Source organism: Streptomyces sp. 7R007, assembly GCF_054850255.1.
The window spans coordinates 197686-224086 of sequence record NZ_JBTWMV010000009.1 but is presented as its reverse complement, the minus strand read 5'-3'; the positions used below and the strand labels follow the sequence as shown (position 1 = coordinate 224086).

Annotated in this window: 18 protein-coding genes; 12 read left to right on the top strand and 6 right to left on the bottom strand. The window is 73.2% G+C overall.

From position 1 onward, the window contains the following. Positions 1 to 99: 99 nt before the first annotated feature. The 5 genes from ACYF6T_RS15055 to ACYF6T_RS15035 all read left to right on the top strand — a co-directional run bounded on the left by ACYF6T_RS15055 (position 100) and on the right by ACYF6T_RS15035 (position 7121). Positions 100 to 453 carry a VOC family protein gene (locus ACYF6T_RS15055; protein WP_461696622.1) on the top strand — a complete coding sequence of 118 codons (354 nt, stop codon included), beginning with the start codon at positions 100 to 102 and terminating at the stop codon, positions 451 to 453. Positions 454 to 570: 117 nt separating this feature from the next. Then, entirely contained in the window at positions 571 to 2247 is a 1677-nt protein-coding gene (locus tag ACYF6T_RS15050; protein WP_461696621.1) for an NAD(P)/FAD-dependent oxidoreductase, read from the top strand. After that, the gene (locus ACYF6T_RS15045) at positions 2244 to 3701 is read left to right on the top strand and encodes an ATP-binding protein (RefSeq protein WP_461696619.1); all 1458 of its coding nucleotides are present in this window, start codon (positions 2244 to 2246) and stop codon (positions 3699 to 3701) included. Before ACYF6T_RS15050 ends, ACYF6T_RS15045 begins: the two co-directional genes overlap by 4 nt. Then, a complete protein-coding gene (locus ACYF6T_RS15040) occupies positions 3698 to 4048 on the top strand; it encodes a UBP-type zinc finger domain-containing protein (protein WP_461696617.1) in 351 nt (116 codons plus the stop codon). The genes ACYF6T_RS15045 and ACYF6T_RS15040 overlap by 4 nt, the downstream gene beginning before the upstream one ends. A gap of 118 nt (positions 4049 to 4166) precedes the next feature. Beyond that, a complete protein-coding gene (locus tag ACYF6T_RS15035) occupies positions 4167 to 7121 on the top strand; it encodes a helix-turn-helix transcriptional regulator (RefSeq protein WP_461696616.1) in 2955 nt (984 codons plus the stop codon). On the opposite strand, the gene ACYF6T_RS15030 is transcribed toward ACYF6T_RS15035, so the two are convergent. From ACYF6T_RS15030 to ACYF6T_RS15010, 5 genes are all read right to left on the bottom strand, one after another. Beyond that, on the bottom strand, positions 7118 to 8344 hold the full coding sequence (locus ACYF6T_RS15030; RefSeq protein WP_461696614.1) for an SGNH/GDSL hydrolase family protein: 1227 nt from the start codon (positions 8342 to 8344) through the stop codon (positions 7118 to 7120). The two genes, ACYF6T_RS15035 and ACYF6T_RS15030, sit on opposite strands and share 4 nt — an antisense overlap. Beyond that, on the bottom strand, positions 8341 to 10689 hold the full coding sequence (locus tag ACYF6T_RS15025; RefSeq protein WP_461696613.1) for a glycosyl hydrolase family 95 catalytic domain-containing protein: 2349 nt from the start codon (positions 10687 to 10689) through the stop codon (positions 8341 to 8343). Before ACYF6T_RS15025 ends, ACYF6T_RS15030 begins: the two co-directional genes overlap by 4 nt. 20 nt (positions 10690 to 10709) lie before the next feature. Further along, positions 10710 to 12494, bottom strand: a complete 1785-nt coding sequence (locus tag ACYF6T_RS15020) for an alpha-galactosidase D (RefSeq protein WP_461696611.1) — start codon at positions 12492 to 12494, stop codon at positions 10710 to 10712. 26 nt (positions 12495 to 12520) lie between these two features. Beyond that, positions 12521 to 13708 (bottom strand): ROK family protein, encoded by a 1188-nt coding sequence (locus ACYF6T_RS15015; RefSeq protein ID WP_461696610.1) that lies wholly within the window; start codon positions 13706 to 13708, stop codon positions 12521 to 12523. Positions 13709 to 14254: 546 nt separating this feature from the next. Next, positions 14255 to 16060, bottom strand: a complete 1806-nt coding sequence (locus ACYF6T_RS15010) for a M4 family metallopeptidase (RefSeq protein WP_461696609.1) — start codon at positions 16058 to 16060, stop codon at positions 14255 to 14257. 247 nt (positions 16061 to 16307) lie between these two features. On the opposite strand from ACYF6T_RS15010, the gene ACYF6T_RS15005 reads away from it, so the two are divergent. The 6 genes from ACYF6T_RS15005 to ACYF6T_RS14980 all read left to right on the top strand — a co-directional run bounded on the left by ACYF6T_RS15005 (position 16308) and on the right by ACYF6T_RS14980 (position 23842). Further along, the gene (locus tag ACYF6T_RS15005) at positions 16308 to 17519 is read left to right on the top strand and encodes a serine hydrolase domain-containing protein (protein WP_461696608.1); all 1212 of its coding nucleotides are present in this window, start codon (positions 16308 to 16310) and stop codon (positions 17517 to 17519) included. Between the two features lie 81 nt (positions 17520 to 17600). Continuing rightward, positions 17601 to 18983, top strand: a complete 1383-nt coding sequence (locus ACYF6T_RS15000; RefSeq protein ID WP_461696607.1) for a CAP domain-containing protein — start codon at positions 17601 to 17603, stop codon at positions 18981 to 18983. Positions 18984 to 19050: 67 nt separating this feature from the next. Continuing rightward, complete coding sequence (locus tag ACYF6T_RS14995) at positions 19051 to 19728, top strand: AIM24 family protein (RefSeq protein ID WP_461696606.1); 678 nt, start codon at positions 19051 to 19053, stop codon at positions 19726 to 19728. 188 nt (positions 19729 to 19916) lie between these two features. Further along, positions 19917 to 20957: a tetratricopeptide repeat protein gene (locus tag ACYF6T_RS14990; protein ID WP_461696604.1), complete on the top strand. Its 1041-nt coding sequence runs from the start codon at positions 19917 to 19919 to the stop codon at positions 20955 to 20957. Continuing rightward, positions 20954 to 21973 carry a polyprenyl synthetase family protein gene (locus ACYF6T_RS14985; RefSeq protein WP_461696602.1) on the top strand — a complete coding sequence of 340 codons (1020 nt, stop codon included), beginning with the start codon at positions 20954 to 20956 and terminating at the stop codon, positions 21971 to 21973. Before ACYF6T_RS14990 ends, ACYF6T_RS14985 begins: the two co-directional genes overlap by 4 nt. 210 nt (positions 21974 to 22183) lie before the next feature. Further along, positions 22184 to 23842, top strand: coding sequence for a serine/threonine protein kinase (locus ACYF6T_RS14980; RefSeq protein WP_461696600.1), 1659 nt, complete (start codon positions 22184 to 22186; stop codon positions 23840 to 23842). On the opposite strand, the gene ACYF6T_RS14975 is transcribed toward ACYF6T_RS14980, so the two are convergent. After that, positions 23834 to 25279 carry a serine hydrolase domain-containing protein gene (locus ACYF6T_RS14975; RefSeq protein WP_461696599.1) on the bottom strand — a complete coding sequence of 482 codons (1446 nt, stop codon included), beginning with the start codon at positions 25277 to 25279 and terminating at the stop codon, positions 23834 to 23836. The two genes, ACYF6T_RS14980 and ACYF6T_RS14975, sit on opposite strands and share 9 nt — an antisense overlap. A gap of 74 nt (positions 25280 to 25353) precedes the next feature. On the opposite strand from ACYF6T_RS14975, the gene ACYF6T_RS14970 reads away from it, so the two are divergent. Further along, positions 25354 to 26325, top strand: a complete 972-nt coding sequence (locus ACYF6T_RS14970) for an LLM class F420-dependent oxidoreductase (protein WP_461696598.1) — start codon at positions 25354 to 25356, stop codon at positions 26323 to 26325. Positions 26326 to 26401 lie beyond the last annotated feature (76 nt).

The window sequence follows — 26401 nt, the reverse complement described above, 5'->3', positions numbered from 1 at the left end:
GCCTGTTCCCCTTCGCCGCTTCACCACGCTGTCCTTCGAGCGTCGTGCGTCCAACTTATTGCCTCGTCCGGCGCGGCCAGTCTTCACTAGGCTGCGTTCATGACCTTGGAATGGGAGCAAGTGATCGTGGACGCGGCGGACCCGGCCGCGCTCGGACGGTGGTGGGCCGAGGCGCTCGGCTGGGTCGTGGTGGCCGACGAGCCGGACGAGTTCGAGATCCGGCCCGAGAAGGACCGCATGCCCGGCCTGCTCTTCGTGCCCGTTCCCGAGCGCAAGACCGTCAAGAACCGCCTCCACCTGGACTTCCGGCCCGTCGACCAGGAGGCCGAGGTCGCCCGGCTGCTCGCCCTCGGCGCACAGCGCGCGGACATCGGTCAGGGCGAGCAGAGCTGGGTGACGCTCAGGGACCCCGAGGGCAACGAGTTCTGCGTGCTGGGCGCCCGCCGCGCCTGAGAACCGCGCCTCGCGGGCACGGCGGGGCGAAGCGGGGCGATCGAACATACGATGGGCGCAAGCCGGCACGGCGTCGGGGGCGCCGGACCGTGAACCCGAACCCGGGGTGGGAGACGTATGGCACAGGCGTCCGACGCAGCGCGGACCGTCATCATGACCGTGGACGACGATCCGGGAGTCTCCCGGGCCGTCGCCCGTGACCTCAGGCGCCGCTACGGCGAGTCGTACCGCATCGTGCGCGCCGAGTCCGGCGAGTCCGCGCTGGAGGCGCTGCGGGAGCTGAAGCTGCGCGGTGACCTGGTGGCCGTGATCCTCGCGGACTACCGCATGCCGCAGATGAACGGCATCGAGTTCCTGGAGCAGGCCCTGGACGTGTATCCGGGGGCGCGCCGGGTGCTGCTGACGGCGTACGCGGACACCAACGCGGCGATCGACGCGATCAACGTCGTCGACCTCGACCACTACCTGCTCAAGCCGTGGGACCCGCCGGAGGAGAAGCTCTACCCGGTCCTGGACGACCTGCTGGAGGCGTGGCGGTGCAGCGACTTCCGGCCGGTGCCCAGCACCAAGGTGGTCGGGCACCGCTGGTCGGCGCGCTCCTCGGACGTACGGGAGTTCCTGGCCCGCAACCAGGTGCCCTACCGCTGGTACTCGGCCGACGAGCCCGAGGGGCAGCGGCTGCTGAAGGCGGCCGGGCAGGACGGGCAGCGGCTGCCGCTGGTGATCACCCCGGAGGGGACGGCCCTGGTCGAGCCGGAGGCGCCGGAGCTGGCCGCGCAGGTCGGGCTCGCCACCACGCCGGCGGCCGACTTCTACGACCTCGTCGTCATCGGCGGCGGGCCCGCCGGACTCGGCGCGGCCGTCTACGGCGCCTCGGAGGGGCTGCGGACCGTGCTCGTGGAGCGGTCGGCGACCGGCGGACAGGCCGGGCAGAGCTCCCGGATCGAGAACTACCTCGGCTTCCCCGACGGCGTGTCCGGAGCCCAGCTCACCGACCGGGCGCGGCGGCAGGCGGCGAAGTTCGGCGCCGAGATCCTCACCGCGCGCGAGGTGACGGGGCTGGAGGTCAACGGCGGCGCCCGGACCGTACGGTTCTCCGACGGCTCGGCCGTCGCCGCGCACAGCGTGATCCTCGCGACCGGCGTCTCCTACCGCCAGCTCCAGGCGCCGGGCTGCACCGACCTGACCGGGTGCGGGGTGTTCTACGGCTCCGCGCTGACCGAGGCCGCCGCCTGCCAGGGCCACGACGTGTACATCGTCGGCGGCGCCAACTCGGCCGGGCAGGCGGCCATGTACCTGTCCCGGGGCGCCAAGTCGGTGACCCTGCTGGTGCGCGGTCCCGACCTGTCGGCGTCGATGTCGTACTACCTGATCCAGCAGATCAACGAGGCCCCCAACATCTCGGTCCGCGCGCGGACCGTCGTCGAGCGGGCGCACGGCTCCGACCACCTGGAACAGCTGACGCTGCGGGACATGGACACCGGCGAGACCGAACTCGTCGACGCGCAGTGGATGTTCGTGTTCATCGGCGCCGCCCCGCTGACCGACTGGCTGGACGGCACGGTGCTGCGCGACGAGCACGGCTTCATCCTGGCCGGGCCCGACCTGACCGCCGACGGGCGGCCCCCGGCGGGCTGGGAGCTGGACCGGCCGCCGTACCACCTGGAGACCAACATTCCCGGCGTGTTCGTCGCGGGCGACGCGCGCGCCGAGTCAGCCAAGCGGGTCGCGTCCGCCGTCGGAGAGGGAGCCATGGCCGTGATGCTCGTCCACCGGTACCTGGAGCAGTCGTGAGCGGGCAGCTGATGCCCTGCAGCCCGCAGGAGATCGGCTCGCTGTTCCTGTTCGAGAAGCTCACCCCCGAACAGTTGGGACGGCTGTGCAGCGAGGGCCGGGTGGAGAAGTTCGAGCCCGGGCCGGTCTACGCCGAGGGCGACCCGGCCACCTGCTTCTACGTGATGATCGAGGGCACGGTCGTGCTGTCCCGGCGGGTGGGCGCCGACGACGTGGAGGTCACCCGCACCTCGCAGCGCGGGGTGTACGCGGGCGCCACGCAGGCCTACATCGGCGACCGCGTCCGGCAGGTGTACAACAACTCGATGCGCGTCACCGAACCGACGCGGTTCTTCGTGCTGCCCGCGGACACGTTCGTGAGCATCATGCAGGAGTGGTTCCCGATGGCGGTGCACCTGCTGGAGGGGCTGTTCTTCGGCTCCAAGAGCACCCAGCGGGCCATCGGACAGCGCGAACGGCTGCTGGCGCTGGGCTCGTTGTCGGCCGGGCTCACGCACGAGCTCAACAACCCCGCCGCCGCGGCCGTACGCGCCACTGCCGCGCTGCGTGAACGCGTCGCCAAGATGCGGCACAAGCTGAAGGCCATCTACGGCGGCCCGTACTCCCGTGAGGCGCTGGCGAACCTCATCGAGATCCAGGAGCGCACCGCCGAACGGGTCGCCAAGGCGCCGGCGTTGAGCCCCCTGGAGGCCTCCGACCGCGAGGACGCGATCGCCGACTGGCTCGACGACCACGACATCCCCGACGGCTGGCGGCTCGCGCCCACCTTCGTGCAGGCCGGACTCGACCTCGACTGGCTGGACCAGGTGGCCGCCGACGTGGACCCGGAGATCCTGCCCGGCGCGATCGGGTGGCTCAACTACACGGTCGAGACCGAGCTGCTGATGGACGAGATCGAGGACTCCACGACCCGCGTCTCGAACCTGGTCGACGCGGCGAAGCAGTACTCGCAGCTCGACCGGGCGCCCTACCAGAACGCCGACGTGCACGAACTCCTCGACAGCACCCTGATGATGCTGTCCGGGAAGATCGGGCAGCGCATCGACGTCGTGAAGGACTACGACCGTACGCTGCCGAAGATCCCCGCCTACCCGGCGGAGCTCAACCAGGTGTGGACCAACCTGATCGACAACGCGGTCGCCGCGATCAACAGCGCGGGCGGGCAGGGCACGTTGACGGTGCGGACGGCGTTGGACCACGACCGGCTGCTGGTGGAGTTCCGGGACACCGGGCCCGGGGTGCCGCCGGAGATCCGCGACCGTATCTTCGATCCGTTCTTCACCACCAAGCCGGTGGGCGAGGGCACCGGGCTGGGGCTGGACATCTCCTGGCGGATCGTCGTGAACAAGCACCACGGGACGCTGCGGGTGGACTCCGAGCCGGGGGACACGCGCTTCCAGGTGCTGCTGCCCCTTCAGCCGACGGATGACGACACGGTCGAGGAGCCTGCGTGAGTGACAACGGGATCGATTCCAGTGTTCCGCCGAGCGGGACGGGGTGTGTGGAGTGCGAGGCGGCCGGCGGGTGGTGGTTCCATCTGCGGCGCTGCGCGCAGTGCGGGCACGTGGGGTGCTGCGACGACTCGCCAGCGAAGCACGCGACGGCGCACTACCGGGAGACCGGGCACCCCGTGATCCGCAGCTTCGAGCCGGGCGAGGAGTGGTTCTGGGACTTCTCGACGTCGCAGCTGTACGAGTCGGGCCCGCAGCTCGCGCCTCCGGCGAGCCACCCGGCGGACCAGCCGGCACCGGGCCCGGCGGGGCGGGTGCCGGAGGACTGGGCGCGGATTCTGCGGTCCTGAGGCGCCCGCGCCCCCTTGACGTCGGTCCACGTCGCCCTCTGTTCACAAGCACGGTCAGTGTTCAAGAGCGCTGCCGGTGTTCAGAAGCACTGTCGGTGCCGCGTGCCAGGATGGGGTTGTGTCGCAGATCTTGTTCAGCACGCCGTTGGTCGGGCGGGACGGCGAAGTCGCCCGTCTCGGCGGTGTGCTGGAGCGCGCCCGGGCCGGCGAGGCGCGGGCCGTGCTGGTCGCCGGGGACGCCGGGGTCGGCAAGACGCGGCTGCTGGACGAGGTAGCCGGGCGGGCCGTCCGGGACGGGATGACGGTGCTCACCGGGCACTGCGTCGACCTCGGTGACGTGGGGCTGCCGTATCTGCCGTTCACCGAGGTGCTGGGCGTGGTGGCGGACGACGAGCGGTTCGCGGGGGTCGTGGCGTCGCATCCGGTGGTCGAGCGGCTGCTGGGCGGCGGGAGCGAGGCCGTGCGGGACGTCGGGGGGCGGCTGCGCCTGTTCGAGGGGGTCGCGGGACTGCTCGCCGACCTGTCGGACATCGCTCCCCTGCTGCTCGTGCTGGAGGACCTGCACTGGGCGGACCAGTCCTCCCGCGATCTGCTGCGGTTCCTGCTCAGCCGGGGCCTCCTGCAGCGGCCGGCCGGAGGCGCGCCCGCGCACCGGCTCGCCGTCCTCGCCTCCTACCGGGCGGACGACCTGCACCGCCGGCATCCGCTGCGGCCGCTGCTGGCGGAGCTGGTGCGGCTGCCCGCCGTGGAGCGGCTGGAGCTGCGGCCGCTGGCCGACCAGGAGGTCACCCGGCTGGTGCGCGGCCTGCCCGGCCGCCCGCTGCCGGACGCCACCATCCGCCGGATCGTCGAGCGCGCCGAGGGCAACGCCTTCTACGCGGAGGAGCTGGTCGCCGCCACCGACACGGCGGCCGACGGAGTCCCGAGCGGCCTGGCGGACGTCCTCCTCATCCGGTTCGAGCAGCTGTCGGAGACCGCCCAGCAGGTGCTGCGCACCGCCGCCGTGGCCGGCCGCCGGGTGGAGCACGACCTGCTGCGGGACGCCGTCGGGCTGCCGGAGGACGAGCTGGAGGAGGCGCTGCGCGAGGCCGTCGGGCGGCAGCTGCTGGTGCCGGGCGACGGTGACACGTACACCTTCCGGCACGCCCTGGCCCGCGAGGCGGTCTACGCCGACCTGCTGCCGGGCGAGCGGTCGAGACTGCACGGCTCCTTCGCCCGGCTGCTCGCCGGCCGCGGCCACCCGGCCGAGACCGCGGCGGAGCGCGCCCACCACTACCGCGAGAGCCACGACCTGGCCGAGGCGCTCACCGCGTCGGTGGAGGCGGCCGACCACGCCCACCGCGTCGGCGCGCCCGCGGAGGAGCTGCGGCACCTCGAAACGGCCCTGGACCTGTGGTCGGCGGTGGACCCGGCGGCGCGGCCCGCGGGCGAGGCCGGCGACCGGGTCACGCTCACCCTGCGGGCCTCGGCGGCGGCCGCGCACGCCGGGGAGCTGCACCGCGCGGTCTCCCTCACCCGGGCCGCGCTCGCCAGCACCGGCCAGAGCGCGGACTCCGAGCTCGCCGCCCGGGTGCGCTACACCCTCGCCGGCAACCTGCTCAGCGTCGACAACCTGACGGCGGCCTTCGCCTACAGCAGCGAGGCCCTCGCCATGATCCCGGCCGACCCGCCATCCCGGACCTGGGTGTGGGCCGCGGCCACGCACGTCCTGGCCGCGCGTCAGGTCGGTGAGAACGGGACCGCGCTGAAGGTGGCCCGCCAAGCCCTCGGCGTCGCCGAGCAGTTGGGGGCCACGGACGCCCAGGCGGACCTGCTGGTGTCGCTGGCCTCCCTCGAAGGCGGCGGCCGGCGCACACCCGAGGGCCGCGCGCGGCTCCAGCAGGCACGGGAGCTGGCCCGGCGTTCGGGCAACGCGCCGGTGGAGATGCGGGCCCTGTTCAACCTCGCCGTCGGCTGCTTCGAGTCCGGCGACCTCCAGGAGTGCCTGCCCTGGGTCGCCGAGGGGCTGGAGCGGGCGCGCCGGGCGGGGCTGCTGTCGTCGCCGTATCCGATGGAGATGCGGTATCTGCACCTGCTGGTGCTGTACACGCTGGGCCGCTGGGACGAGTGCGTGCGCGCGGCGGCCACCGACGCCGAGGTGCTGCCCGCGGCGGGCGGCTACGCGACCGCTCCGGCGCTGTACGTGCGCCTGGCGCGCGGTGACCTGTCGGTGGCCGACGCGGCCCGGGCGCTGCTGGAGGGGCACTTCGACTGGATGGCGACGCTCGTGGCGGGCATCCTGCTGACCGACGCCGCCGCGCTGCGGGGTGATGCGGAGGACGCCGTGGCGCGGACGCGGGAGACGGTCGCGGCGCTCACCGACGACGCGGGCACGCTTCCCGACGTCACGGTCCGGCTCGCCGCGCTGAGCCTGTCCGCGGTCGCCGACCGGGCCGCCGAGCTGCGGCTGACCGGCGACGACCAGGGCGCCCGCCGCTGGGCGGACACGGCGACCGAACTGGTCGAGGGGGCCCGTTCGGCGGCCCTGCGCGAAGAGGGCCGCGGCCGGCAGGGGCCGGAGGGCATGGCGTGGCTGGCGCGGGCCGAGGCGGAGTGGCGGCGGGCGGTGTCCGGTCCGGACGCGACGGCCTGGGCCGCGGCCGTGGACGCGTTCGGCTTCGGCGACCTGTACGAGCGGGCCCGGTGCCGGTTCCGGTACGCGGAGGCCCTGTTGGCGGCCGAGCGGCGCGAGGAGGCGGCGGCCGAGGCCCTCGCGGTGCGCGAGAGCGCCCAGCGGCTCGGCGCCGCTCCCCTGCTGGAGCGGGTGGAGGCCCTCATACGCCGGGGACGGCTGTCAGCCGCCGTCGCGCCGGCGGGCGGCCCCTCGCCGCTGACCGCCCGTGAGCGGGAGGTGCTGCGGCTCCTCGCCCTCGGCCGCAGCAACCGGCAGATCGGCGAGGAGCTGTTCATCAGCGGCAAGACGGCCAGCGTCCACGTCTCCAACATCCTGGCCAAGCTGGGCGCGGCGAGCCGCACGGAAGCGGTGGCGATCGCCTACCGAGAGGGACTCGTCGCGCCCGAGCCGACGAGCTAGGGACCTCGGTCGCAGTCCAGGCCGCTCAGGTCGACCGCGTCGGCCATCGCCTGCATCCCCTTGTCGTCGGGGTGCAGATGGTCGCCGCCGTCGAAGAACGGCAGGATGCGCTCGGGGTCGTAGGGGCTGCGCAGGATGCGGTCGAAGTCGGTGACGGCGTCGAAGTCCCCGCCGCCCCGGATATAGGCGTTGACCTCCTGCCGTACGGCCTCGGCGGCCGGGTCCCATTCCGACCAGCCCTTGAAGGGGGCCACGGTCGCGGCGACGACGCACTTGCCGGCCCTGTGGGCCCGCTCGGCGATCTCGCGGTAGCCGGTGATCAGGTCCTGGGCGGTGACGCCCGTGTGGGCCTTGATGTCGTTGACGCCCTCGAAGAGGAAGACGGTGCGGACGCCCGGCTGGGAGAGGACGTCGGGCTGGAGGCGGTTCAGGGCGCTGCGCCCGGCGCCGTCGGCGAGGACCTTGTTGCCGGAGATCCCCTCGTTCGCGACGCCCTTGACGGCCGTGTCCGCCTGCTGGAGCCGTCGGGCGAGGTAGTCGGGCCAGCGGCGGTTCAGGTCGGCGCTGGACTGCCAGCCGTCGGTGATGGAGTCCCCGAGGGCGACGACGGCTCCGGTGCCGGCGGGCGGCCGTACGGAGACGGCGTCCAGGTAGGTCCAGGAGCCGGTGGTCTGCGTCCAGTGGTCGGCGCTCTCCTCGGCGGTGTGGTCGCCCTCGGTCGTGTAGGAGGTCTGCATGGCCATGCCGTGGCCGGTGGCCGGGCCCGCCGCGTCCGGCGTGTGGATGCTGACCACCAGGTCGGTCGCGGCCGGGACCCGGCCGGGCAGCGGGTCGCTGACGGCGACGGCACCGGCCGGCACGGTGACGGAGCGCGCGCCCTCGAAGGTCAGCCGGCGGTTGCTGCCGGGGACGAGTGCGGCGCCCGTGCGCCGGCGGCCGGCGTAGACGCTGTCGAAGGTCAGCGGCCGGTCCCCGAAGACGTTGGACAGCCGTATCCGCAGAGCGCTGCCGCCGGTGCTGGTGTGCACGACGAGCCGGTAGCCGCGGTCGGCCACGGCGTCGCCCAGGCGGTCGGCGCTCGCCGCCCAGGTCACCACGTCACCCGGGCGGAAGGCCCCCACGTCGGCGGGGGCGGCCGCCTGGACGGGCGCCGACTGGGCGGCGCCGGCCAGCACCAGCAGGGCGGCGAGGCGCGCGGCGCGCGCGTATCGGCTCCTGGTCATGCGAAGTCCCTGAGCGTGACGGATCCGCCGGGAGCCATGGTCACGGTCCGGGAGCTGCCGCCGTACGCCACCGTGGTGCTGCGCCCGCCCACGCTGCGCACGCGGGCCTCGGTCGGCCGGCCGTCCTTCCAGCGCAGGTCGACGACGAAGCCGCCGCGCGCGGGCGCCCCGGTGAGCGAGCCGGAGGCCGCCCAGGCGTCGGGCAGGGCCGGCAGGAGTTCCAGGTGGCCGGGGCGCGAGTACAGGAGCATCTCCGTCACGGCAGCCGGTGTACCGAAGTTGGCGTCGATCTGGAAGATGCCGCGGCCCGGGTTGGTCTCGTAGATGTCGAAGAGGTTGGGCGCGGTGCCGTTGCCGCCGTCGGTCGACGGGCGGAGGTTGTTGACGATCAGCTGGTAGGCGTGGTCGGCGTTCTTCAGGCGGGCCCAGCACAGGCTGCGCCAGGCGTTGGCCCAGCCGAAGCTGTTCATGCCGCGCGCGGTGAGCAGGGCGGTGGCGCCGGCCACGATGTCGGCCGGGGTGGAGCCGTCGGGGCGGATGCGGTCGCCGGGGAACAGGCCGACGAGCGGCGAGAGGTGGCGGTGGGTGGTCTCGCCCAGGTTGTCGGGCGACATCCACTCCTCCAGCCAGCCGGTCTTCGGGCTGACCTGCGGCAGGTACAGACGCCGGCGCAGGGCGGCGACGGTCTGCGCGAAGCCGGCGTCCCGCCCCAGCTCGGCCGCCGCCGCGCAGTAGTTGCCGAACAGCGCCCACACCAGCTCCTGGGCGTACGTGATCCCCTTGGCGTCCAGCGGTCCCTGCTCCGGCGACCAGTCGCTGTCGGCGATCAGGACCTCCCGCGAGGTGCCCGGCAGGGTCGTGGTCAGCAGCCGGGCCTCCCAGAACGCGCAGGCGCCCTTGAGGAGGGGGTAGATCTTCTCCAGGTGGGCGCGTGAGCCCGTGTACTCGTAGTGTTCCCAGAGGCTGTTGCACAGCCAGGCGTTGCCCGCCGGATGCCACCACCAGCCGCCGCCCCCGTACGGGTTGGTGGAGATGGCGACGGTCCAGCCGGCGTTCTTTCCGCTGGAGTTGCGGTAGCGGTTGCGCGGGTCGTCGAAGAGGCGGCGGGTCAGGTCGGTCCAGGAGGGCAGCTGGGCGACGCAGTAGTCGGTGAACGCATCGAAGCAGGAGGACAGTCCGGTGCGGTCGGCCATCCAGTAGTTCATCTGGATGTTGATGTCGGTGTGGTAGTCCCCCATCCAGTCCGGGTCGTTGCCGTCCAGCCACAGGCCCTGCAGCCCCAGGGGGAGACTGCCGCGCGAGCCCGAGACCATCAGGTAGCGGCCGAACTGGACGTAGGCGGCTTCGAGTTCGGGGTCGGGTACGCCGTCGCGGGCGCGGGCCTGGAGGCGTTCCCAGGTGTCGAGGGAGCGCTGCTCGGCGGTCGAGGAGCCGAGTGAGAGGCCGAAGGCGCCGAAGATCGCGCGGTGGTCGGCGACGTGGGTGCGCAGCAGGGTGTCCGCCGAGTGCGCCGCCGCGTCGCGGACCTTCGTGCGGGCCAGCCGCCGCGGGTCGAGGGCCGGGTCGCGGTAGCCCTTGGCCGCGTCCGGCGCGTAGTCGGTGCCGCCGCTGACCACCACGGTCAGCTCCCGGCAATCGGCGAAGGCGATGTGTGTGCCGTCGACGGCGACGCGGCCGCCGGTGCCGTAGGCGGTGACGGCGGCCCCGTACTTCAGGCCGTTGCCCAGGGTTGCGCCGAAGGAGGTCCCGGCGCCCTCGTCGTGCGTGCCCTCCAGCGTGACCGTGCCGGTGTAGCGCCCTTTCCCGCTCTGTGTGAAGTGCAGGACGATCACGTCGTCGGGGCGGCTGGCGAAGATCAGGCGCCGGTAGGTCACTCCGGAGCGCACGTACGACGCCGTCACGACCCCCCGGTCGAGGTCGAGGGTGCGGCGGTAGCCGGAGACCGCGCCGAGGTCGTGGTCGGGGATGTCCACGGTCAGCCGCGCGAGCAGGGTGAGGGAGCCGAAGTCGTCGCGGCCGTAGGGGAACTGGCCGTCGGCGTCGAGGGTGTCGTTGAGGCCGCCGGTCCACATCGTGGCGTCGGTGATCAACAGGCGTTCGCGGCCGGGGTCGTTGCTCACCAGGGCGCCGAGGCGGCCGTTGCCGACCGGCAGTCCCTGTTCGATCATGGAGTCGTCGTCGGCGGGGGCCTGCCACCACAGTTCGGTGCGCGCGTCGGCCGGGAGGTCGGGCGCCTCGGCGGGGCGTCGGGGGGCGGCCGAGGCGGTGAAGGCGGGGAGGGCGGCCAGGGTTCCGGTCGCGGCGGAGAGGGCCAGCAGGGTGCGTCTGGACAGGTCGGTGTTCATCGCGGCTCCTGGTGGGTCGTTCAGGACGACTTCGGTACGTCGATCCGGTCGATGTCCGGCGCGTAGCCGCTGCCGCTGTCGAAGGTGATCGTGTTGGCGCCGGCCTTGAGGGTGAGCGGCACGCTGACGGTCTCGACGGTGCCCCAGTCGCCGGTGGAGGGGAAGCGGTGGGCGGTGGCGCCGCCGCCGTTGACGGAGACGGTGGCCGGGCGGGCGTCGCCGCTGACGTAGGCGATCCTCACCTGGTAGGTGCCGGCCTTGGGGACGACGACGTCGTTGACGGTGAGCTTGCCGCCGAGGTAGAGGTTGCCGACCTTCTTCGCGCCGGAGCAGGCCGAGCAGTCGGCGACGGAGGCGTTGCCGGCGAGGGTGTTGGCCGGGGTCTCGGCCTCGTAGCCGGTGAAGGCGAGGGCGTCGCCGTGCGGGGTGACGGTGAACAGGCGGGAGCCGTGGGCGGGGAGCGCCTCGGTGATCTTGTCCTTGAAGCTGCCGAGGTCCTCGTGGTTCCACAGGTCGCGCACGGCCGCCTTGCCGGTGAAGCCGAGGGCGGCCCAGGAGGCGGAGACGGCGGCGGGACTGTCGGCGAGGTTGAACAGGGCGACGGTGTAGCTGCCGTCGGGGTTCCTCGCGGCCCACACCTGCTGCGGGTCCGAGGGGGTGATCGGGCGGGCCGGCGGGGTGGCGCCCTGGTCGACGGCGATGACTTCCCTGTTGGTCAGCAGGGAAAGGCCGTAGGAGTCGAGGCGGGTGAGGTCGTCGCCGGTGAACAGCGGGGACTTGGCGATGGCCCACAGGGTGGCGTAGCTCTGCCGTTCGGCCTTGGTCAGGCCGTCCATGTCGCCGTTGCCGACGTCGAGGGAGTCGAGGTCGTTCCAGCCGCCGGGTCCGGCGTGCCGCGTCCAGCCGGGCGTGTCGTCCCAGCGGTCGTCGACGGAGTTCTCCCAGCTGACGAGCGTGTTGCAGTAGCACTCGACGTCGGTGTCGATGCGCCAGCCGTTGGAGTACTTCTTCCAGTCGTCGGCGTGGCCGATGTCCAGCGACCAGGACAGTTCGAGGTGGATCGGGCGGCCGGTGGCGGCGATGGCCTGGTGCCAGGCGGCCACGTCGGCAACGTTGTCGTACTGGTCGCCGCTCTTGCCGGAGCCGGGGCCGACGCCGTCGAGCTTGAGGTAGTCGTAGCCCCAGCCGGCGATCAACCGGGCCTGGGAGTCGATGTACTTCTGCGTGCAGGGGCGGGAGAAGTCGAGCTTGTAGGAGCTGTCCCAGCCGTTGGTGGTGCGCAGGTCGCCGTAGACGATGTCGGCGGTGGTGCAGCCGTCGGCGTTCCAGATCGGCGTCCTGCCGTCGCCGTAGGCCTCCTTCTCCAGGCCGGCGGGGAGGTAGATGCCGGCCTTCAGCCCCTTGGCGTGGATGCGGTCGGCGACGGCCTTCATGCCGCTGGGGAAGCGCTTGGGGTCGGCCTGCTGGCGGCCGTACTGGTCGTACTCGGGCTTCCAGGCGGTGTCGCGCCACCAGCCGGCGTCGATGTTGACGTACTCGTAGCCGTACTTCTTCAGCTTGGCGGCCAGGGCGTCGGTCTGCTTGAGGACGTTCGCCTCGGTGAGGTAGCTGTAGTCGCCGTCCGGGTTCAGGCCGGGGTACCTGGACGACTGCATGCTCCAACTCGACCAGCCCATGTAGGGCTTGGCCGCGATCGTGTCGGCGTGGGCGCTGGGCGCGACGGTGACGGCACCGGCGGCCACGGCGAGGACCACGGCGGCTCTCAGGACGCGTGCGGGCAGGACGGAGTACGAGGATGACCGCATGGGCCGTACCTCCAGGGGGAGTTGAGTCAGCGGCTCGGTGGTGGGTCGTCGGGGGTGATGAAGGACTGGATCGCGGTGGCCGCGGCCCCGCGCGCCCACTCCTCGAAGGGCAGCGGGCGGGTCTGTACGTCGCACCGCGCGGCGGAGCCGAAGGCGGCCGCGGCGAAGGCGTCGCGGATCTGCTCGGCGAACAGGTCGTGGGCGGCGAGCCCCTCGCCGGAGATGATCACGCGTTCGGGGCCGAGCAGGTTGGCGACGGTGGCGATGCCGCGGCCGATGGCCTCGCCCGCGCGCGCGTACGCCTCGCGGGCGGCGGCCACGTCGTGGTGAGCCATCGTCAGCGCCTCGGCGGTGTCGGCGACTTCGGCGCCGGTGCTCTCGCGGATGCGGCGCAGGATGGCGGCGTCCGAGGCGATCGCCTCCACGCAGCCGCGGTTGCCGCAGTGGCAGGGCGGGCCGGCGGGGTCCACGGTGACGTGCCCGATCTCGCCGGCCACCCCGTGGGCGCCGGCCACCACCCGGCCGTGCACCACGAGTCCGCAGCCGATGCCCGCGCCGACGGTGACCACGGCGAAGTCCGACAGGCCCCGTCCGGCGCCGAACCACTGCTCGGCCACGGTCAGCGCCCGCACGTCGTTGTCGACGGTGACCGGCAACCCCGTGGTCATGGCGGCGAGTTCGGCGAGCGGCACGTCCCGCCACTCCAGGAACGGCGAGTACCGTACGACGCCTTCCGCGCGGTCCACGTCTCCGGAGACGGCGATGCCGAGCCCGAGGACGCCGACGCCCGACCGGTCGGCCTCGGTGAGGAGTTCGGCCGCCAGGTCCGCGATCTGCTTGAGGACCGGCCCGGGGTCGCGCCCGGTCAGCGGCACCCGGCGGTCGGCACGGATACGGCAGCACAGGTCGGCGAGGACGCCGATGACCTCGTCCCCGGTCACCTTGATCCCGAGGAACAACGCCCGTGCGCCGTCGACCCGTACGGGGTTGGCGGGCCTGCCGAGCGCCGGCCGCACCTCGTCGGCCGCGTCCTCCACCAGGTAGCCGGCCTCGATGAGGGGCTTGACGGCCTTGGTGACGGCGGCCGGCGACAGCGCCGTACGCCGGGCCACCTCCAGCCGGGTGAGGGGCCCGTGGGACAGGACCGCGGTGAAGATCTGCGAGGCGGCCGGCGTGTTGGCCGGGAACGTCTCGACACGAGGGGGCGGGCGCATGGCCGGGAACCTATTCCCCTTCTTTTCCGTCGTCAATAAAAGAAGCAGGATTCGTCTGTGAGGGGACTGTCAGTGCCGGGCGGCCTCTTCGCACGACTCGGCGGCCCCGAGGACGACGAGGTCTGGTCGCAGCTGTGGTCCGCCCTGCGCCACCAGGCGAGCCGATACAGGCCGTGCTCATGGCCGGCCTGATCGCGACCGACCCGGACTCCGAGGAGCACGAGCGGTACGCCCGTGAGATCGGCGAACTCCTGGACGTGGCCCGCGGCCTGCTCGGCGTGCCGGCATCTGGGCGGAGGTGCTGGAGGGAGCGGCCCACGAGGAGTACGAGCTGGAGTGCCCCGCGTGCGAGGAGGGCCTGTATGTGACCTTCGGCTCCCACGGGACGTTCACGTCGGCCGGTGACTACGCGCTCTTGGGCACCGGGACGACGCAGGGCCGGGGGCGGCGCGCACGTCTTCGGCAGGGCCCACTGCCCCTCCTGCGACGCCGGGTTCGGTGTGGCCGACGAGGTGGAGAGGCAGTGGGTGTGAGCGGCGGCCGCCGTCAGTGCCGGTCGTCGGCCGGCGCGTTGGCGAGGGTGACGTTGACCGCCGCCCAGGCCGCGTTCACCGTCTTGTACTCGGTGCTGTTGAGGCCGTACAGGTCCTTGGCCGCCTTCAGCGTCGCGGTGCGCGCGTCGTGGAAGTCGGTGGTGGAGACCATGTAACGGGTCAGCGCCCGGTAGAAGATCGCCGTGGCCTTGGTACGGCCGATGCCCTTGACCGTCGAGCCGTCGTAGGTCGGCGAGTCGTACGTCACGCCGCCGATCGTCTTGCGGCCACTGCCCTCGGCGAGCAGGTAGTACGCGTGCGAGGAGACGCCGGAACCGGCGTGCACCTCGGCGTCGTACGTCTCGGGCGACCAGTAGTCGATCGTGCCCTCGAGCTTGTCCAGGGACGGGTGGTCCAGACGGCGCAGGAACTTCTGGTCCAGGCCCAGCTTCTCGCCGATGAGGTAGTCCGGGGTGTCCTTGGCGTTCTTCGCGAAGAACTCCACGTTCGAGCCGAAGATGTCCGCGAGGGACTCGTTCAGCGCGCCCGGCTCGCCGTACTGGTTGCCGTCCGAGTCGATCCGGGTCGGCTCCAGCTTCGCCGTCGCGTCCACGACCCCGTGGGTGAGCTCGTGGCCGGTGACGTCGAGGACGACGAGCGGCTTCTTGATCATGTCGCCGTCGCCGTCGCCGTACAGCATGCAGTCGCAGGTCGAGTCCCAGAAGGCGTTGCCCACCTGGTTCCCGAAGTGGACCATCCCGTGGGCGCCCTTGCTGTTGTTCTCGATGCCCTTGCGCGCGAAGGTCTTCTTGTAGAAGTCCAGCGTCTCGGTGATGCCGTACTGGGCGTCGACGGCGGCGCTGGCGCGGCTGGAGACCGCGCCGTTGCCCCACTTGTTGGTCGTGCTGGTGAACTTCTTGCCCCGGGCGAAGCTCTCCAGCTCCTGGCCCCGGGCGTCCCGCGTCTCGGTGCCCCAGCGGGTGGGGTCCTTCAGCAGGTAGCTGGTGCGGGCCGTCTGCGTGGTGGTCAGCGGGACCTGACCGACGAAGAGGGACTTGCCGGTGCCCTTGGCCGTCGCCGGGTAGCGGGTGGCGCCGGAGGCCGCGGCGGCGGACGCGCTCAGCGTCGTGGCCTCGGCGCCGGTGCCGGTGGCGGGGTCGAGCGTCTCGCCGCGCCGGCTCAGGGCCTTGAGCAGCTTCGGCGAGAGGAACTCGTCGCTGTCGGGCGTGTTGCTGCGGACCTTGCCGGTGACGGCGTCGACGACGACCGTCCGGCTGCCGCCGGCCTCGGCGGTCTCGCTGCCTGTCACCGTCACCTGGTAGGCGAGCGCGGCCGCGCCGTCCCGGGCGTCCACGACGAGCCGGGCGGTGCCCGCGTCGCCCTGGGCGACCGCCGCCGCCTTCCGCTCCGCCTGCGCGGCCGTCAGCGTGGCGTCGGTGGCGGCGAGCCGGACGGTGTGGTCGGCGGCCCGGGTGACGCCGGCGTACGCCAGCTGCCGGGTGAGGTGGACGACGAGGTCGCCGCCGAGGACGGGCATGCCCTGGTGGGTCCGGGTGAAGCGGACGTGCCGTGCGCCCTCCGGGTCGATCATGACGTCCTGGGCGCGCAGTTCGTCGCCCTGCGAGACGCCGGTCGCCGAGGCGTGGGCGAAGGCGGCGGCGCGGGCGGCGGCCACCACGGAGGCGGCCGGGGTGTCGGCGGCGGCAGCCGCGTGGCCGGCCCCCGTGACCGGGCCCGCGAAGGCGGTGCCGGCCAGGCCGGTGGCGGCCGTCGTCACGGCGACGGCGACCGCCACGCTGCGTATGTGCGGTCTACGCACTGATGAGGGTTCCTTCCTGGCAAGGCGGCGGGGATCACCAACCGCCTTGGGACACGGCGCCGTTGAGCGCCATGGGGGCTGGTCGGGCCCCGGGACGAAACCCTTATGGATGAGTCATGTACATGTAAAGCCTAAATCATCGCTTTCCGTGCGATATATGGCAATACTTTGCCAACTCGCATCGCTCAGTGATCAGCAGGTGACCAACCGTGCGTCGACTGGGGAGATGTGACGAGCCGGAAGAAGGTTGCCTCGCGTGCGTGTGACCCATCTCGCACCCCGGGCGTCGGCCCTGGGCGCCGCCCTGCTCTGCCTGTTCACCCTCCCCGCGCCCGCCGCCCGGGCCGACTCCCTCCCGCAGCCGGACGTCGCGGGCCTGCGCGGCGTGCTGCGCGCCGCCGTGCGGCAGGGCGCGCCCGGCGCCATGGCCCGCGTCGACGACCACGGCAACGTGCGCACGGCGGCCACGGGCGTGGCCGACCGCGCCGGCCGACGGGCGCTCGGCAACGCCGACCGGTTCCGCATCGGCAGCGTCACCAAGACCTTCTCGGCCGTGGTGCTGCTCCAACTGGCCGACGAGGGGAAGCTGGACCTGGACGCCTCGGTGGACCGCTACCTGCCCGGGCTGCTGCCCGACCGGCGGATCACGGTCCGGCAGGTGCTGGGGCACCGCAGCGGTCTGTACGACTACACCAACGACATGTTCGCCCGCTCCGTCGCCGGCTTCGAGGCGGTCCGCACCAAGGTCTTCACCTACCGTCAGCTGCTCGGCCTCGCCCTGCGGCACGCGCGCACCAACGCGCCGGGCGCCGCGTACTCCTACTCCAACACCAACTTCGTCGTCGCCGGCATGCTCATCGAGAAGCTGACCGGCCACTCCGTACGGACCGCGTACGAGAACCGCGTCATCAAGCCGCTCGGCCTGCGCGACACCTTCTACGTCCACCCGAAGACGGCGATCCCCGGCCGCCACGCCGACGGCTACCTCACCCCGGACCGGGCAGGCGCGCCCCTCGTCGACGCCACCGAGCAGACGGTGTCCTGGGCCCAGAGCGCCGGCGCGCTCATCTCCAGCACCCGTGACCTGTCCACCTTCCTGCGGGCGCTGCTCGGCGGCCGGCTGACCTCGGCCGCCGGGCTGCGGCAGATGGAGCGCATGCTGCCGGTCACCGGCACGCAGGGGTACGGGCTCGGGCTGCGGCGCCGCGACCTGTCGTGCGGGGTGTCGGTGTACGGCCACACCGGCGCCGTACAGGGCTACTACACGTACGCCTTCGCCTCGAAGGACGGCCGCCGCACGCTGACGGCGCTGGCGAACACCTCCAACAACGGGGCGGTGCTCTCCACCATGCTGGGCACGCTGGAGTCGGCGTTCTGCGGGAAGGGCGCGGCGGGGCGGCGCGCGCTGCCGGCGGTGGAGCGGGACGAGGACGTGGCCCCGGGCGTCGGACGGCACTGACCGGCGGGAACTCGCGCGCCCTGGCGGGCGTTGTCCGATCGAGCCCCGCGGGGGCGCGGACGACGACACCAGGGCGGCGCGATGAGGGAGTTGGTCCCCGGGGGCAACACGCCCCTTCCGGACGGCGCCGTCACCGTCCGGGTGCCGGGTCCCTTCGACGTGTCCGCGCTCGTCACGGACGACTCGGGCCGGGTGCGCGGCGACGCCGACTTCGTCTTCTACAACCAGCCGTCCGCCCCGGGCGCGCGCCTGGCCGGCGACGCACTCACCGTCGACCCGGCGGGGCTGCGCGCCGGCGCGACCCGCGTCACGGTGGCCGTCACCGCCGCCGCCCCCGGCACCCCGCTGGGCGCCCTGCCCGTACCCGTGCTCCACGTCACCGATCCGGCGGGGCGTCCGCTCGCCCGGTTCGCACCGCCCCGCCCGCGTCAGGAGACGGTCCTGCTGCTCGCGGAGCTCTACAGGCGGTCCGCCGGCTGGAAGCTGCGCGCCCTGGGCCAGGGGTACGCGGACGGGCTGGCGGGGCTGGTCCGGGACTTCGGGGTGGACGTGGCCGACGAGGGAGCCACACCGGCCTCTCCCCACGACCACAAAGCGCCCGCCCCTCCACCCTCCCCCCACGACCACAAAGCGCCCGCCCCGCCGACCGCCTCCCACGGCCACAGGGCGCCCGCCCCTCCGCCCTCCCCCGACCCGGACGGCTTCCTCCCCCTGGTCAACTCCGCCCGCGCCCGGGCCGGTTCACCGCCCGTCGCCCTGGACGCGCGGCTGACGGCCGCCGCTCGTGCCCACGCCGAGGCCATGGCCGCGGCGGGGCGTCTCGGCGTCGAGGGCCGTGACGGCGTCTCCGTGTACCAGCGCGTCACCGCCGCCGGCTACACGTATCTCACCGTCGGCGAGCACCTGGTCTCCGGACCGCGCACGCCCGCCGAGTTCGTCGACTACTGCCTGCGCACCGGGCAGCCGCGCCGCACCCTGCACCAGCCCGCCTTCCTTCACGCCGGCCTGGGCCGCGCGGCGGACGGCCGCGGCGACACCTACTGGACCGCGTTGTGGGCGTGCCCCCTCACCCCCGGTGGCCTGGAGCGGACGGCGGCCGAGGTGGTCGGCCTCACCAACCGCGAGCGGGCCAGGGCCGCGCTGCCGCCCCTGGCCGTCGACCCGTTCCTCACCCGCGCCGCGCAGGCGCACAGCGCGGACATGGTCGCCCGCGCCTTCTACTCCCACACCTCCCCCGAGGGCGGCCGGCCCTGGGACCGGGCCGCCGCGGCCGGTGCCCGGCACCGCTCGGTCGGCGAGAACATAGCCTGCGGCCAGCGCTTCGCCGCCGAGGTGGTGGAGGGCTGGATGAACAGCCCCGGGCACCGGGCCAACATCCTCAAGCCGGACTTCACCCACATCGGCGTCGGCTTCGCGGGCGGCGGTCCGGCGGGCACGTACTGGACCCAGCTCTTCGGCGCCTGACGCCGGTTGCGCACCCGGCCTCCCCGTGATCTTGGCGGAACGCACTCCTCCGGGCCAGGATGCCCGCATGAAGGGTGATCTCTTTTCCAGTGAGCACATGGTCCAGCCGGCCACCGCGCCCGGCATGACGGTCGAGAACGCCAAGTGCATCAGGTACGCGGTCAACGGCGAGATGCTCGCCCGCCAGGGGGCGATGGTCGCCTACCGCGGCAACCTCCAGTTCGAGCGCAAGGGCCAGGGCGTGGGCGGCATGCTCAAGCGCGCGGTCACCGGGGAGGGACTGCCGCTCATGGCGGTGCGCGGGCAGGGCGAGGCCTGGTTCGCGCACGAGGCGCAGAACTGTTTCATCGTGGACGTCGAGGCCGGTGACGAGTTCACCGTCAACGGCCGCAACGTGCTGTGTTTCGACGCGTCGTTGTCGTACCGGATCGCGACCGTGAAGGGCGCGGGCATCGCCGGGGGCGGCCTGTTCAACAGCGTCTTCACGGGCCACGGCAGGCTGGGGCTGATCTGCGAGGGCAACCCGCTGGTGATCCCGGTCTCGCCGCAGTACCCGGTGTTCGTCGACACGGACGCGGTCGTCGGCTGGACGGCGGGGCTGCAGACGTCGCTGCACCGGTCGCAGTCCATCGGCTCGATGCTGCGCGGCGGCTCGGGCGAGGCCGTGCAGCTGATGCTGCAGGGCGAGGGCTACGTCGTGGTACGGCCGAGCGAGGCCACTCCGCAGAAAGCGCAGCAGCACTGACGCCCTGTCGGGTGATCTGCGTCGCACAGGCAACCTCCCCGACGCCCGCGACGTCTTGACCGGCAACAGATGATGCCCTGGCCCCTGGGCCAGGGTTCATTTTCGACGCTCTATACACCATGTGTATACACACAGTGCATAGAGGTCGGGCAGACCCGTCACCGTGACGTACGCACCGAAAGGGATCCATGTACGGCAAGGCATTCGCCCCGGAATACCAGGGCGCCCTCACCACCCTGTCCGTGAACTCCTCCCTGACCGACGTCCTCGCCGCCGGCACCGAGCGGCTGCGGGAGGCGCAGCGGGCCGGAGAGCACAAGGAGGCCGCGCGGTCCGGGCTCGCGGTCGCCGAGGCGCACCGCCGGCTGGGGCAGGTCCGGGACGCCGAGCGGGCCTGGAAGGCGAGCTACCGCGCCGCCCGCACGGCCGGGGACACGGCGGCGATGGCCTGGGCGCTGTGGAGCGGCGGCACCCTCGCACGGCAGCGCGGCGCGTTTCCGCTGGCCCGGCGGCTGCTGGGGCTGGCCGCCGACCTCGGCGAGCGCGGCGGCGACGTCGTCGTACGGGGCTACTCGCTGGCGGGGCTGGCCGAGACCGGCCGCATCCAGGGCGACTACGAGGCCGTGCGGCGGCTGCACGAGCAGCTCCTGGCCGAGGCACGGCGGCGTGGCGAGGCCCGGCACACGGTGTGGGCACTGGAGGGCATCGCCCAGATCCACCGGCAGACCGGGGCGTACGACACCGCGTACGCCCTGTTCGAGGAGGCGGCGCGGATCGCGGCGCGGGCCGAGGACCGGCGCGGCCACGCCTGGGCGCTGCGCGGGCTCGCCGACGTGGTCTCCGCGCGGGACGGCGACACCGAGCGGGCGCTCGCGCTGCTGAGCGAGGGGGAGTCGGCGTGCCGGGCGATGCACCTGACGAGCGCGCTGGCCTACAACCACAAGATGCGCGGCAACGTCCTGTACCGCGCGGGGCGTTACACCGAGGCCCGGCACTGGTACGAGACGGCGCTGGCGGCGTTCCGGGGCATGGGCGAGCCGCGCGGGACGGCGCTGGCACGGCTCGGACTGGTCAAGTCGCTGGCCCGGCTGGGGCGCGACAGCGCCGAGACCGCCGCCGAACTGGACGAGCTGGCCGGTGAGTTGAAGCGGATCGGGCTGCGGCACGCGCACGAGATGGTGGCGCGCGCCCGGGTGGAGCTCGGTGTCGCGGTGGAGGTCGTCCGGTGACCGCGCTCACGACGCGGCCGGCCGACGTCCTGGACCGTTGCCGTGTCCTGGTGCGGCCCGCCCTGGAGGACGCCGTGGCCCGGCTGCATCCCTGGGTGGGCGAGATGGCCGCGTACTCCCTCGGCTGGTGCGAGGTAGGCGGCGCGCCCGTCGCCGCGTCCGGCGGCAAGGGGGTGCGGCAGGCGCTGGCCGTGCTGGGCGCCGAGGCCGCGGGGGCGCCCGGGCGGGCCGGGGTGCCGGCGGCGGTCGCGGTGGAACTGGTGCACACCTTCTCACTGCTGCACGACGACATCATGGACGGCGACCAGGCCCGCAGGCGCCGGCCGACCGTGTGGAAGGCGTACGGGACGGGTCCGGCGATCCTCGCCGGCGACGCGCTGTTCGCCCTGGCCGTCGAGACCCTCGCCGTCACGCCGGCCGGGGCGCGGGCCGTGCGCACCCTGTCGGCGGCGCTGGGCGATCTGGTGCGCGGGCAGGCGGACGACCTGCTCTTCGCCGACCGGCCCTGGACGGGTCCGGACCGGGTGCGGCCGGCCGAGTACCGGACGATGGCCGAGCACAAGACGGGTGCGCTGCTCGGCTGTGCGGCGGCGCTCGGAGCTCTGCTCGGCGGCGCGTCCGCCGCGACGGCCGCCGCACTCGACCGGGTCGGGCGGCATCTCGGAGTCGCCTTCCAGATCGTCGACGACGTGCTGGGCCTCTGGGGCGATCCGGCGGTCACCGGAAAGGCCGTCCACGGCGATCTGCGGGAACGGAAGAAGACCTATCCGGTGCTCGCCGCGCTCCACCGCTCCCCCGCCACCGCGGCCGATCGCCTGACCGCCCTCGTCGAGGCGGGGCGCCACGACGAGGCGGCCGGGTTCCTCGACGCGCTCGGCGGCCGGTCGGCCGCGCGCGAGGAGGCGCGCCGGCATGTCGCGGCGGCCGAGGCCGCCCTCGTGGCGGCCTGCCCGCACGCGGGGGCACTGGAGGACCTGCGGTCGCTGCAGGCGTTCCTGGTACGGCGTGACGTGTGACGGCGACGGCAGGTCGGTCCACCGGCATGAACGACCTGGCATATTCACACCCTTGCTGAATTCCAGTCAGCAAAAGGTGAGTTCACGGTTTTCTTCGAACGGCGTGTGAAGAAACACCTTCCGGCCTTACTGAATTGTTGTCCATTTGAACACGCCCCGTCACACCCCGCGTACCTGTGGGAAAGGTGAAAGCCGGCGGTTCAGCGAGGGATGACCATGGTCAAGGCGCACGTCTTCACACACGAGTTGGTGGCCGGCAGGTACCAACTCGTCGATGTCGTCCACCGTGAGACGAACCGCATCAGCTGGTACGGCAAGGACATCGATCTGCAACGCCCTTATCTGCTCACCCAGATCGTGCTGCCGCCCGGCACCGACGGCGACACCGCGGCCCTGGCGGCCTCGCGCGTCCTGCGCATGTCCGAGACCATGGGCCTGCTGTGCCCCAGCGGGGTCGCGACGGTCGTGGACGCCGTGGAGGACAACGGTGTCCTGTGGACCGTCTCCGAATGGATCGACGGCACTCCCCTGGGCGAACTCCTCGGCCGGGAACGGACGTTCGAGCCGGAGCGGGCGGCGCGCGTCGGACTGGAGCTGCTGGACGTGCTGGAGACGGCGCACGGGCAGGGCATCACGCACGCCGAACTCAGCCCGGGGCAGGTGTTCGTGCGGGACGACGGGTCGGTGGTGGTCACCGGCTTCGGGCTGGCCGGCGCCACCCTCGCGCCGCGTCTGACCGCACCGTCGTACGCCTCCCCCGAGCAGGCCCGCGACGAGCGCATCGGACCGGCGGCCGACCTGTGGGCGCTCGGCGCGATCCTCTACACGATGCTCGAAGGACGCCCGCCGTTCCGGGACCGGGGCCGTCCCGAGGTCACGCTCAAGGGCGTGGACCGGCTTCCGGTGCGCACCCCCGTACGGGCCGGGCCGCTCGCCCGGACCGTGCACGGGCTGCTGCGCAAGGACTCCCGCGAGCGGCTGACCCGGCAGGTGGTCCGCGAGGCGCTCGCCGGCGTCCTGGACCAGGACCCCGCACACGCCGGGCGGGAGACCTCGCGTGCCCGGTGGCGGGGCGTCTACGCCGCCGCCTGGCAGTCCGCCCCGGCGTGGCGCCGGCGCACCATGACCGCCGGCACCGCCCTGGCCGTCGTCACCGTCGTGGTCGCCGTCCTCGCCGCGACACGTCAACTCCCCGGCACCGACGGCAACGACACCGCGACGGCCCCCCGGCCGAGCCCGTCCTCGAACGCCCCCCGCCCCACCGACCGCACCGAGGGCCACTCGACCACCGTGTCCCCCTCGGCGTCCCTCCCGGCGTCCCGGTCGGCGTCCACGTCCGCATCCGCGTCCGCGTCCGCTCCGGCGACGCCCACCGTCTCCCCGTCCCCCTCGGGCACGGCGCTCCCGTCCGGCTTCCGTCACTACACCGCGCCGGAGGGCTTCTCCATCGCCCTGCCCGAGGGCTTCAGCCGGATCGACACCTCGCGCCAGAGCGACGTCGCCTACCGGGTGACGTTCGGCGCCGAGAACGATCCGCGCACCCTGGCGGTCACCTACAGCACGGTCGTCGGCTCGGATCCCGTCGCCGTGTGGCGTGACGACGTGGAGCCGGAGCTGCGGGCGTACCCCGGCTACCAGCGCGTCGGCGCCATCGGGGCCACGACGTACCAGGGCCGCCAGGCCGCCGACATGGAGTGGCTCCTCGACGACGACGGCACCCGGGTGCACACCTTCGGCCGGGGCTTCCTGCTCGGCGGCGGCACCGGGTTCTCGCTGCGCTGGACGACCCCGGAGGCCGACTGGGACGACGCGGTCAACCGGCAGGCGCTCAAGACGTTCCTGCGCACCTTCCGGGTGCCCTCAGGCTGACCGGCGGGGCGCGCGCATCGACCGCAGCGGCGCGGCGTGCAACGGGGTGGTGCGCCAGCGCGCGGTGAAGGTGCGGTCGGACAGCGCGCAGGTCACGGTGAGCCGGTGCGGTGTCTCCAGGAGCACCACGTCCACGGCGAGCGTGTCCGCGTCGCGCCAGCCGCCGCTGACCGCGGTGGGCACCGGCGCGTCGGCGACGAGCCACCGCTCCGGCGCGAACCGCAGCCCGAGCCGGTCGCCGTTCTCGGTGAGGGTCAGCCCCCAGCCGTCCGCGCCCTCCGTCACCGCCACCCCGGTCAGTCCCGGCTGGTCCGGGCACCGGCCCGAGGACGGCGTGAACCGGGCGCCCGCCCAGTCCCGGGCCCGCTCCGGCGGCGCGGGCTTCCCCGCGGCCGGGGGCAGCGCGAGCCGCTCCAGCCGTTCCCGCAGCGCCGCGTCCTCGTCCTCACGGCCGACGAGCGGGCCGGGCCCGAAGGCCGGCAGCAGGTGCTCCCAGACCAGGTCCAGGACCGTCTGCAACTCCTCGGTCGCCGCGGTCGTCGCGACCACGGCGTCGTGCTCCGGCAGCACCAGGCAGAACTGCCCGTACGCCCCGTCCCCGCGGTAGCCGTGCCGGGACCTCCAGAACTGCAGGCCGTAGCCCTGCTGCCAGTCAGACAGCGCCCCTTCGGCCGTCCCGTCCGCGGTGTCGGTGTGCACGCGCGTGGCCTCGGCCACCCAGCCCTCGGGCAGCAGCCGCTCGCCCTGCCACACCCCGTCCCGCAGATACAGCTCGCCGAGCCGGGCGATGGCGTCGGTGGTGGCGTGCAGCCCGCTGAAGCCCAGCTCACGGCCCGCCCGGCCGCGGATCCAGGCGACCTCGCCGACCCCGATCCGGTCCAGGAGCCGCTCGCGCAGATACCCCGTCAGGGGACGGCCCGTGACCCGCTGGAGGATCGCGGCGAGGGTGTAGGTGGCGGGCTGGTTGTACGCGAAGACGGTCCCGGGGTCCCGGTCCGGGGGCAGCAGGAGGAAGCCACGGACCGGCTCCTCGGCGTCCAGGGCCCGCGCCTGCTCCCAGGTCTCGGTGAGATGACCGCTGGCCATCGACGCCACGTGCCGAACCAGCATCGCGCGGCTGCGGGGGTCGGTGATGTCGGCGTCGAACTCCGGGAAGTACGAGATGACCGGGTCGTCGAGCCGGACCAGCCCCTCGCCGACGGCGAGACCGAGGGCCGTCGAGGTGAAGCTCTTGCTCAGCGAGTACAGCAGATGGAGCCGGTCCGGGGCGTACGGAGCCCACCAGCCGGAGGCCACGAGACGACCGTGCCTCATGATCATCAGACTGTGCGGCTCGATGGCGGGGGCCGCTTCGAGGGCGTCGAGGAAGGCGTGGACGCCGGACGCGTCGACGCCCTGGGCGGCGGGGGTGCTGGACGGCAGGGGGCTCGCGCTCATGAGGGCATCCTGCCCGCTGATCCATTCCGGATCGAGGCCTGTTTTCCGCCGCCCGTGCCGGGGACTCGCCGGTTATGGTGCAAATCGGATACACGATGATGACCGAGCAGGCCGGCCCCCGTGAGCTCGTCGACCACCTGGTGCGGGCCGAGGAGGCGGGCTTCGACTTCTCGGTGACCTCGGACCACTACTTCCCGTGGCTGCGCACGCAGGGCCACTCCCCGTACGCCTGGAGCGTGCTGGGCGCCGCCGCGCAGGCGACCTCGCGCATCCCGCTGATGACGTACGTGACGTGTCCGACCATGCGCTACCACCCGGCGGTGGTGGCGCAGAAGGCGGCGACGATGCAGCTGCTGTCCGAGGGCCGCTTCCGGCTCGGGCTCGGCGCCGGCGAGAACCTCAACGAGCATGTGGTGGGCGGCGGCTGGCCCTCGGTCGACGTACGCCACGAGATGCTCGAAGAGGCGGTGGAGATCATCCGCGCGCTCTTCGAGGGCGGCCACGTCAACCATCGCGGCACGCACTTCGACGTGGAGTCGGCCCGGCTGTGGGACCTGCCGGACGAGCCGCCGCCGATCGGCATCGCCGTCTCCGGCGAGCAGTCCTGCGCGCTGGCCGGCCGGCTCGCCGACCTGGTGATCGCCACCGAGCCCAAGGCCGGTCTGCTGGAGTCCTTCGACCGGCACGGCGGCGAGGGCAAGCCGCGCGTGGGCCAGCTGCCGGTGTGCTACGACCCCGACCGGGACACGGCCGTCAAGCGCGCCCACGCGCAGTTCCGCTGGTTCGGCAGCGGCTGGAAGGTCAACTCCGAGCTGCCGCACCCGGACGCGTTCGAGGCGGCCACCCAGTTCGTGACGCCGGACGACGTCGCCGCCTCGATCCCGTGCGGCGACGACCCGGACGACTTCGTCGAGGCGGTACGGCCGTACGCGGAGGCCGGCTTCGGGGAGATCGCGCTGGTGCAGATCGGCGGCGAGTCGCAGCCGGAGTTCCTGGACTGGTCGGCGAAGACGCTGCTGCCGGCGCTGCACGACGCCCTGGGCTGACCGCCCGCCGCTGCCGGGGCCTCGCCGCGGTGTGCCATAGGCTGCTCGCCTGCGCTTCTCGCCCTCACGGCGGCGC

What these genes read in the sequence shown, in the direction of transcription:
- ACYF6T_RS15055 (WP_461696622.1), top strand. Translation starts at nt 100, where the DNA reads ATGACCTTGGAATGGGAGCAAGTGATCGTGGACGCGGCGGACCCGGCC.
- ACYF6T_RS15050 (WP_461696621.1), top strand. Translation starts at nt 571, where the DNA reads ATGGCACAGGCGTCCGACGCAGCGCGGACCGTCATCATGACCGTGGAC.
- ACYF6T_RS15030 (WP_461696614.1), bottom strand. Translation starts at nt 8,344, where the DNA reads ATGACCAGGAGCCGATACGCGCGCGCCGCGCGCCTCGCCGCCCTGCTG.
- ACYF6T_RS15025 (WP_461696613.1), bottom strand. Translation starts at nt 10,689, where the DNA reads ATGAACACCGACCTGTCCAGACGCACCCTGCTGGCCCTCTCCGCCGCG.
- ACYF6T_RS15020 (WP_461696611.1), bottom strand. Translation starts at nt 12,494, where the DNA reads ATGCGGTCATCCTCGTACTCCGTCCTGCCCGCACGCGTCCTGAGAGCC.
- ACYF6T_RS15015 (WP_461696610.1), bottom strand. Translation starts at nt 13,708, where the DNA reads ATGCGCCCGCCCCCTCGTGTCGAGACGTTCCCGGCCAACACGCCGGCC.
- ACYF6T_RS15000 (WP_461696607.1), top strand. Translation starts at nt 17,601, where the DNA reads ATGAGGGAGTTGGTCCCCGGGGGCAACACGCCCCTTCCGGACGGCGCC.
- ACYF6T_RS14995 (WP_461696606.1), top strand. Translation starts at nt 19,051, where the DNA reads ATGAAGGGTGATCTCTTTTCCAGTGAGCACATGGTCCAGCCGGCCACC.
- ACYF6T_RS14990 (WP_461696604.1), top strand. Translation starts at nt 19,917, where the DNA reads ATGTACGGCAAGGCATTCGCCCCGGAATACCAGGGCGCCCTCACCACC.
- ACYF6T_RS14980 (WP_461696600.1), top strand. Translation starts at nt 22,184, where the DNA reads ATGACCATGGTCAAGGCGCACGTCTTCACACACGAGTTGGTGGCCGGC.
- ACYF6T_RS14975 (WP_461696599.1), bottom strand. Translation starts at nt 25,279, where the DNA reads ATGAGCGCGAGCCCCCTGCCGTCCAGCACCCCCGCCGCCCAGGGCGTC.
- ACYF6T_RS14970 (WP_461696598.1), top strand. Translation starts at nt 25,354, where the DNA reads ATGGTGCAAATCGGATACACGATGATGACCGAGCAGGCCGGCCCCCGT.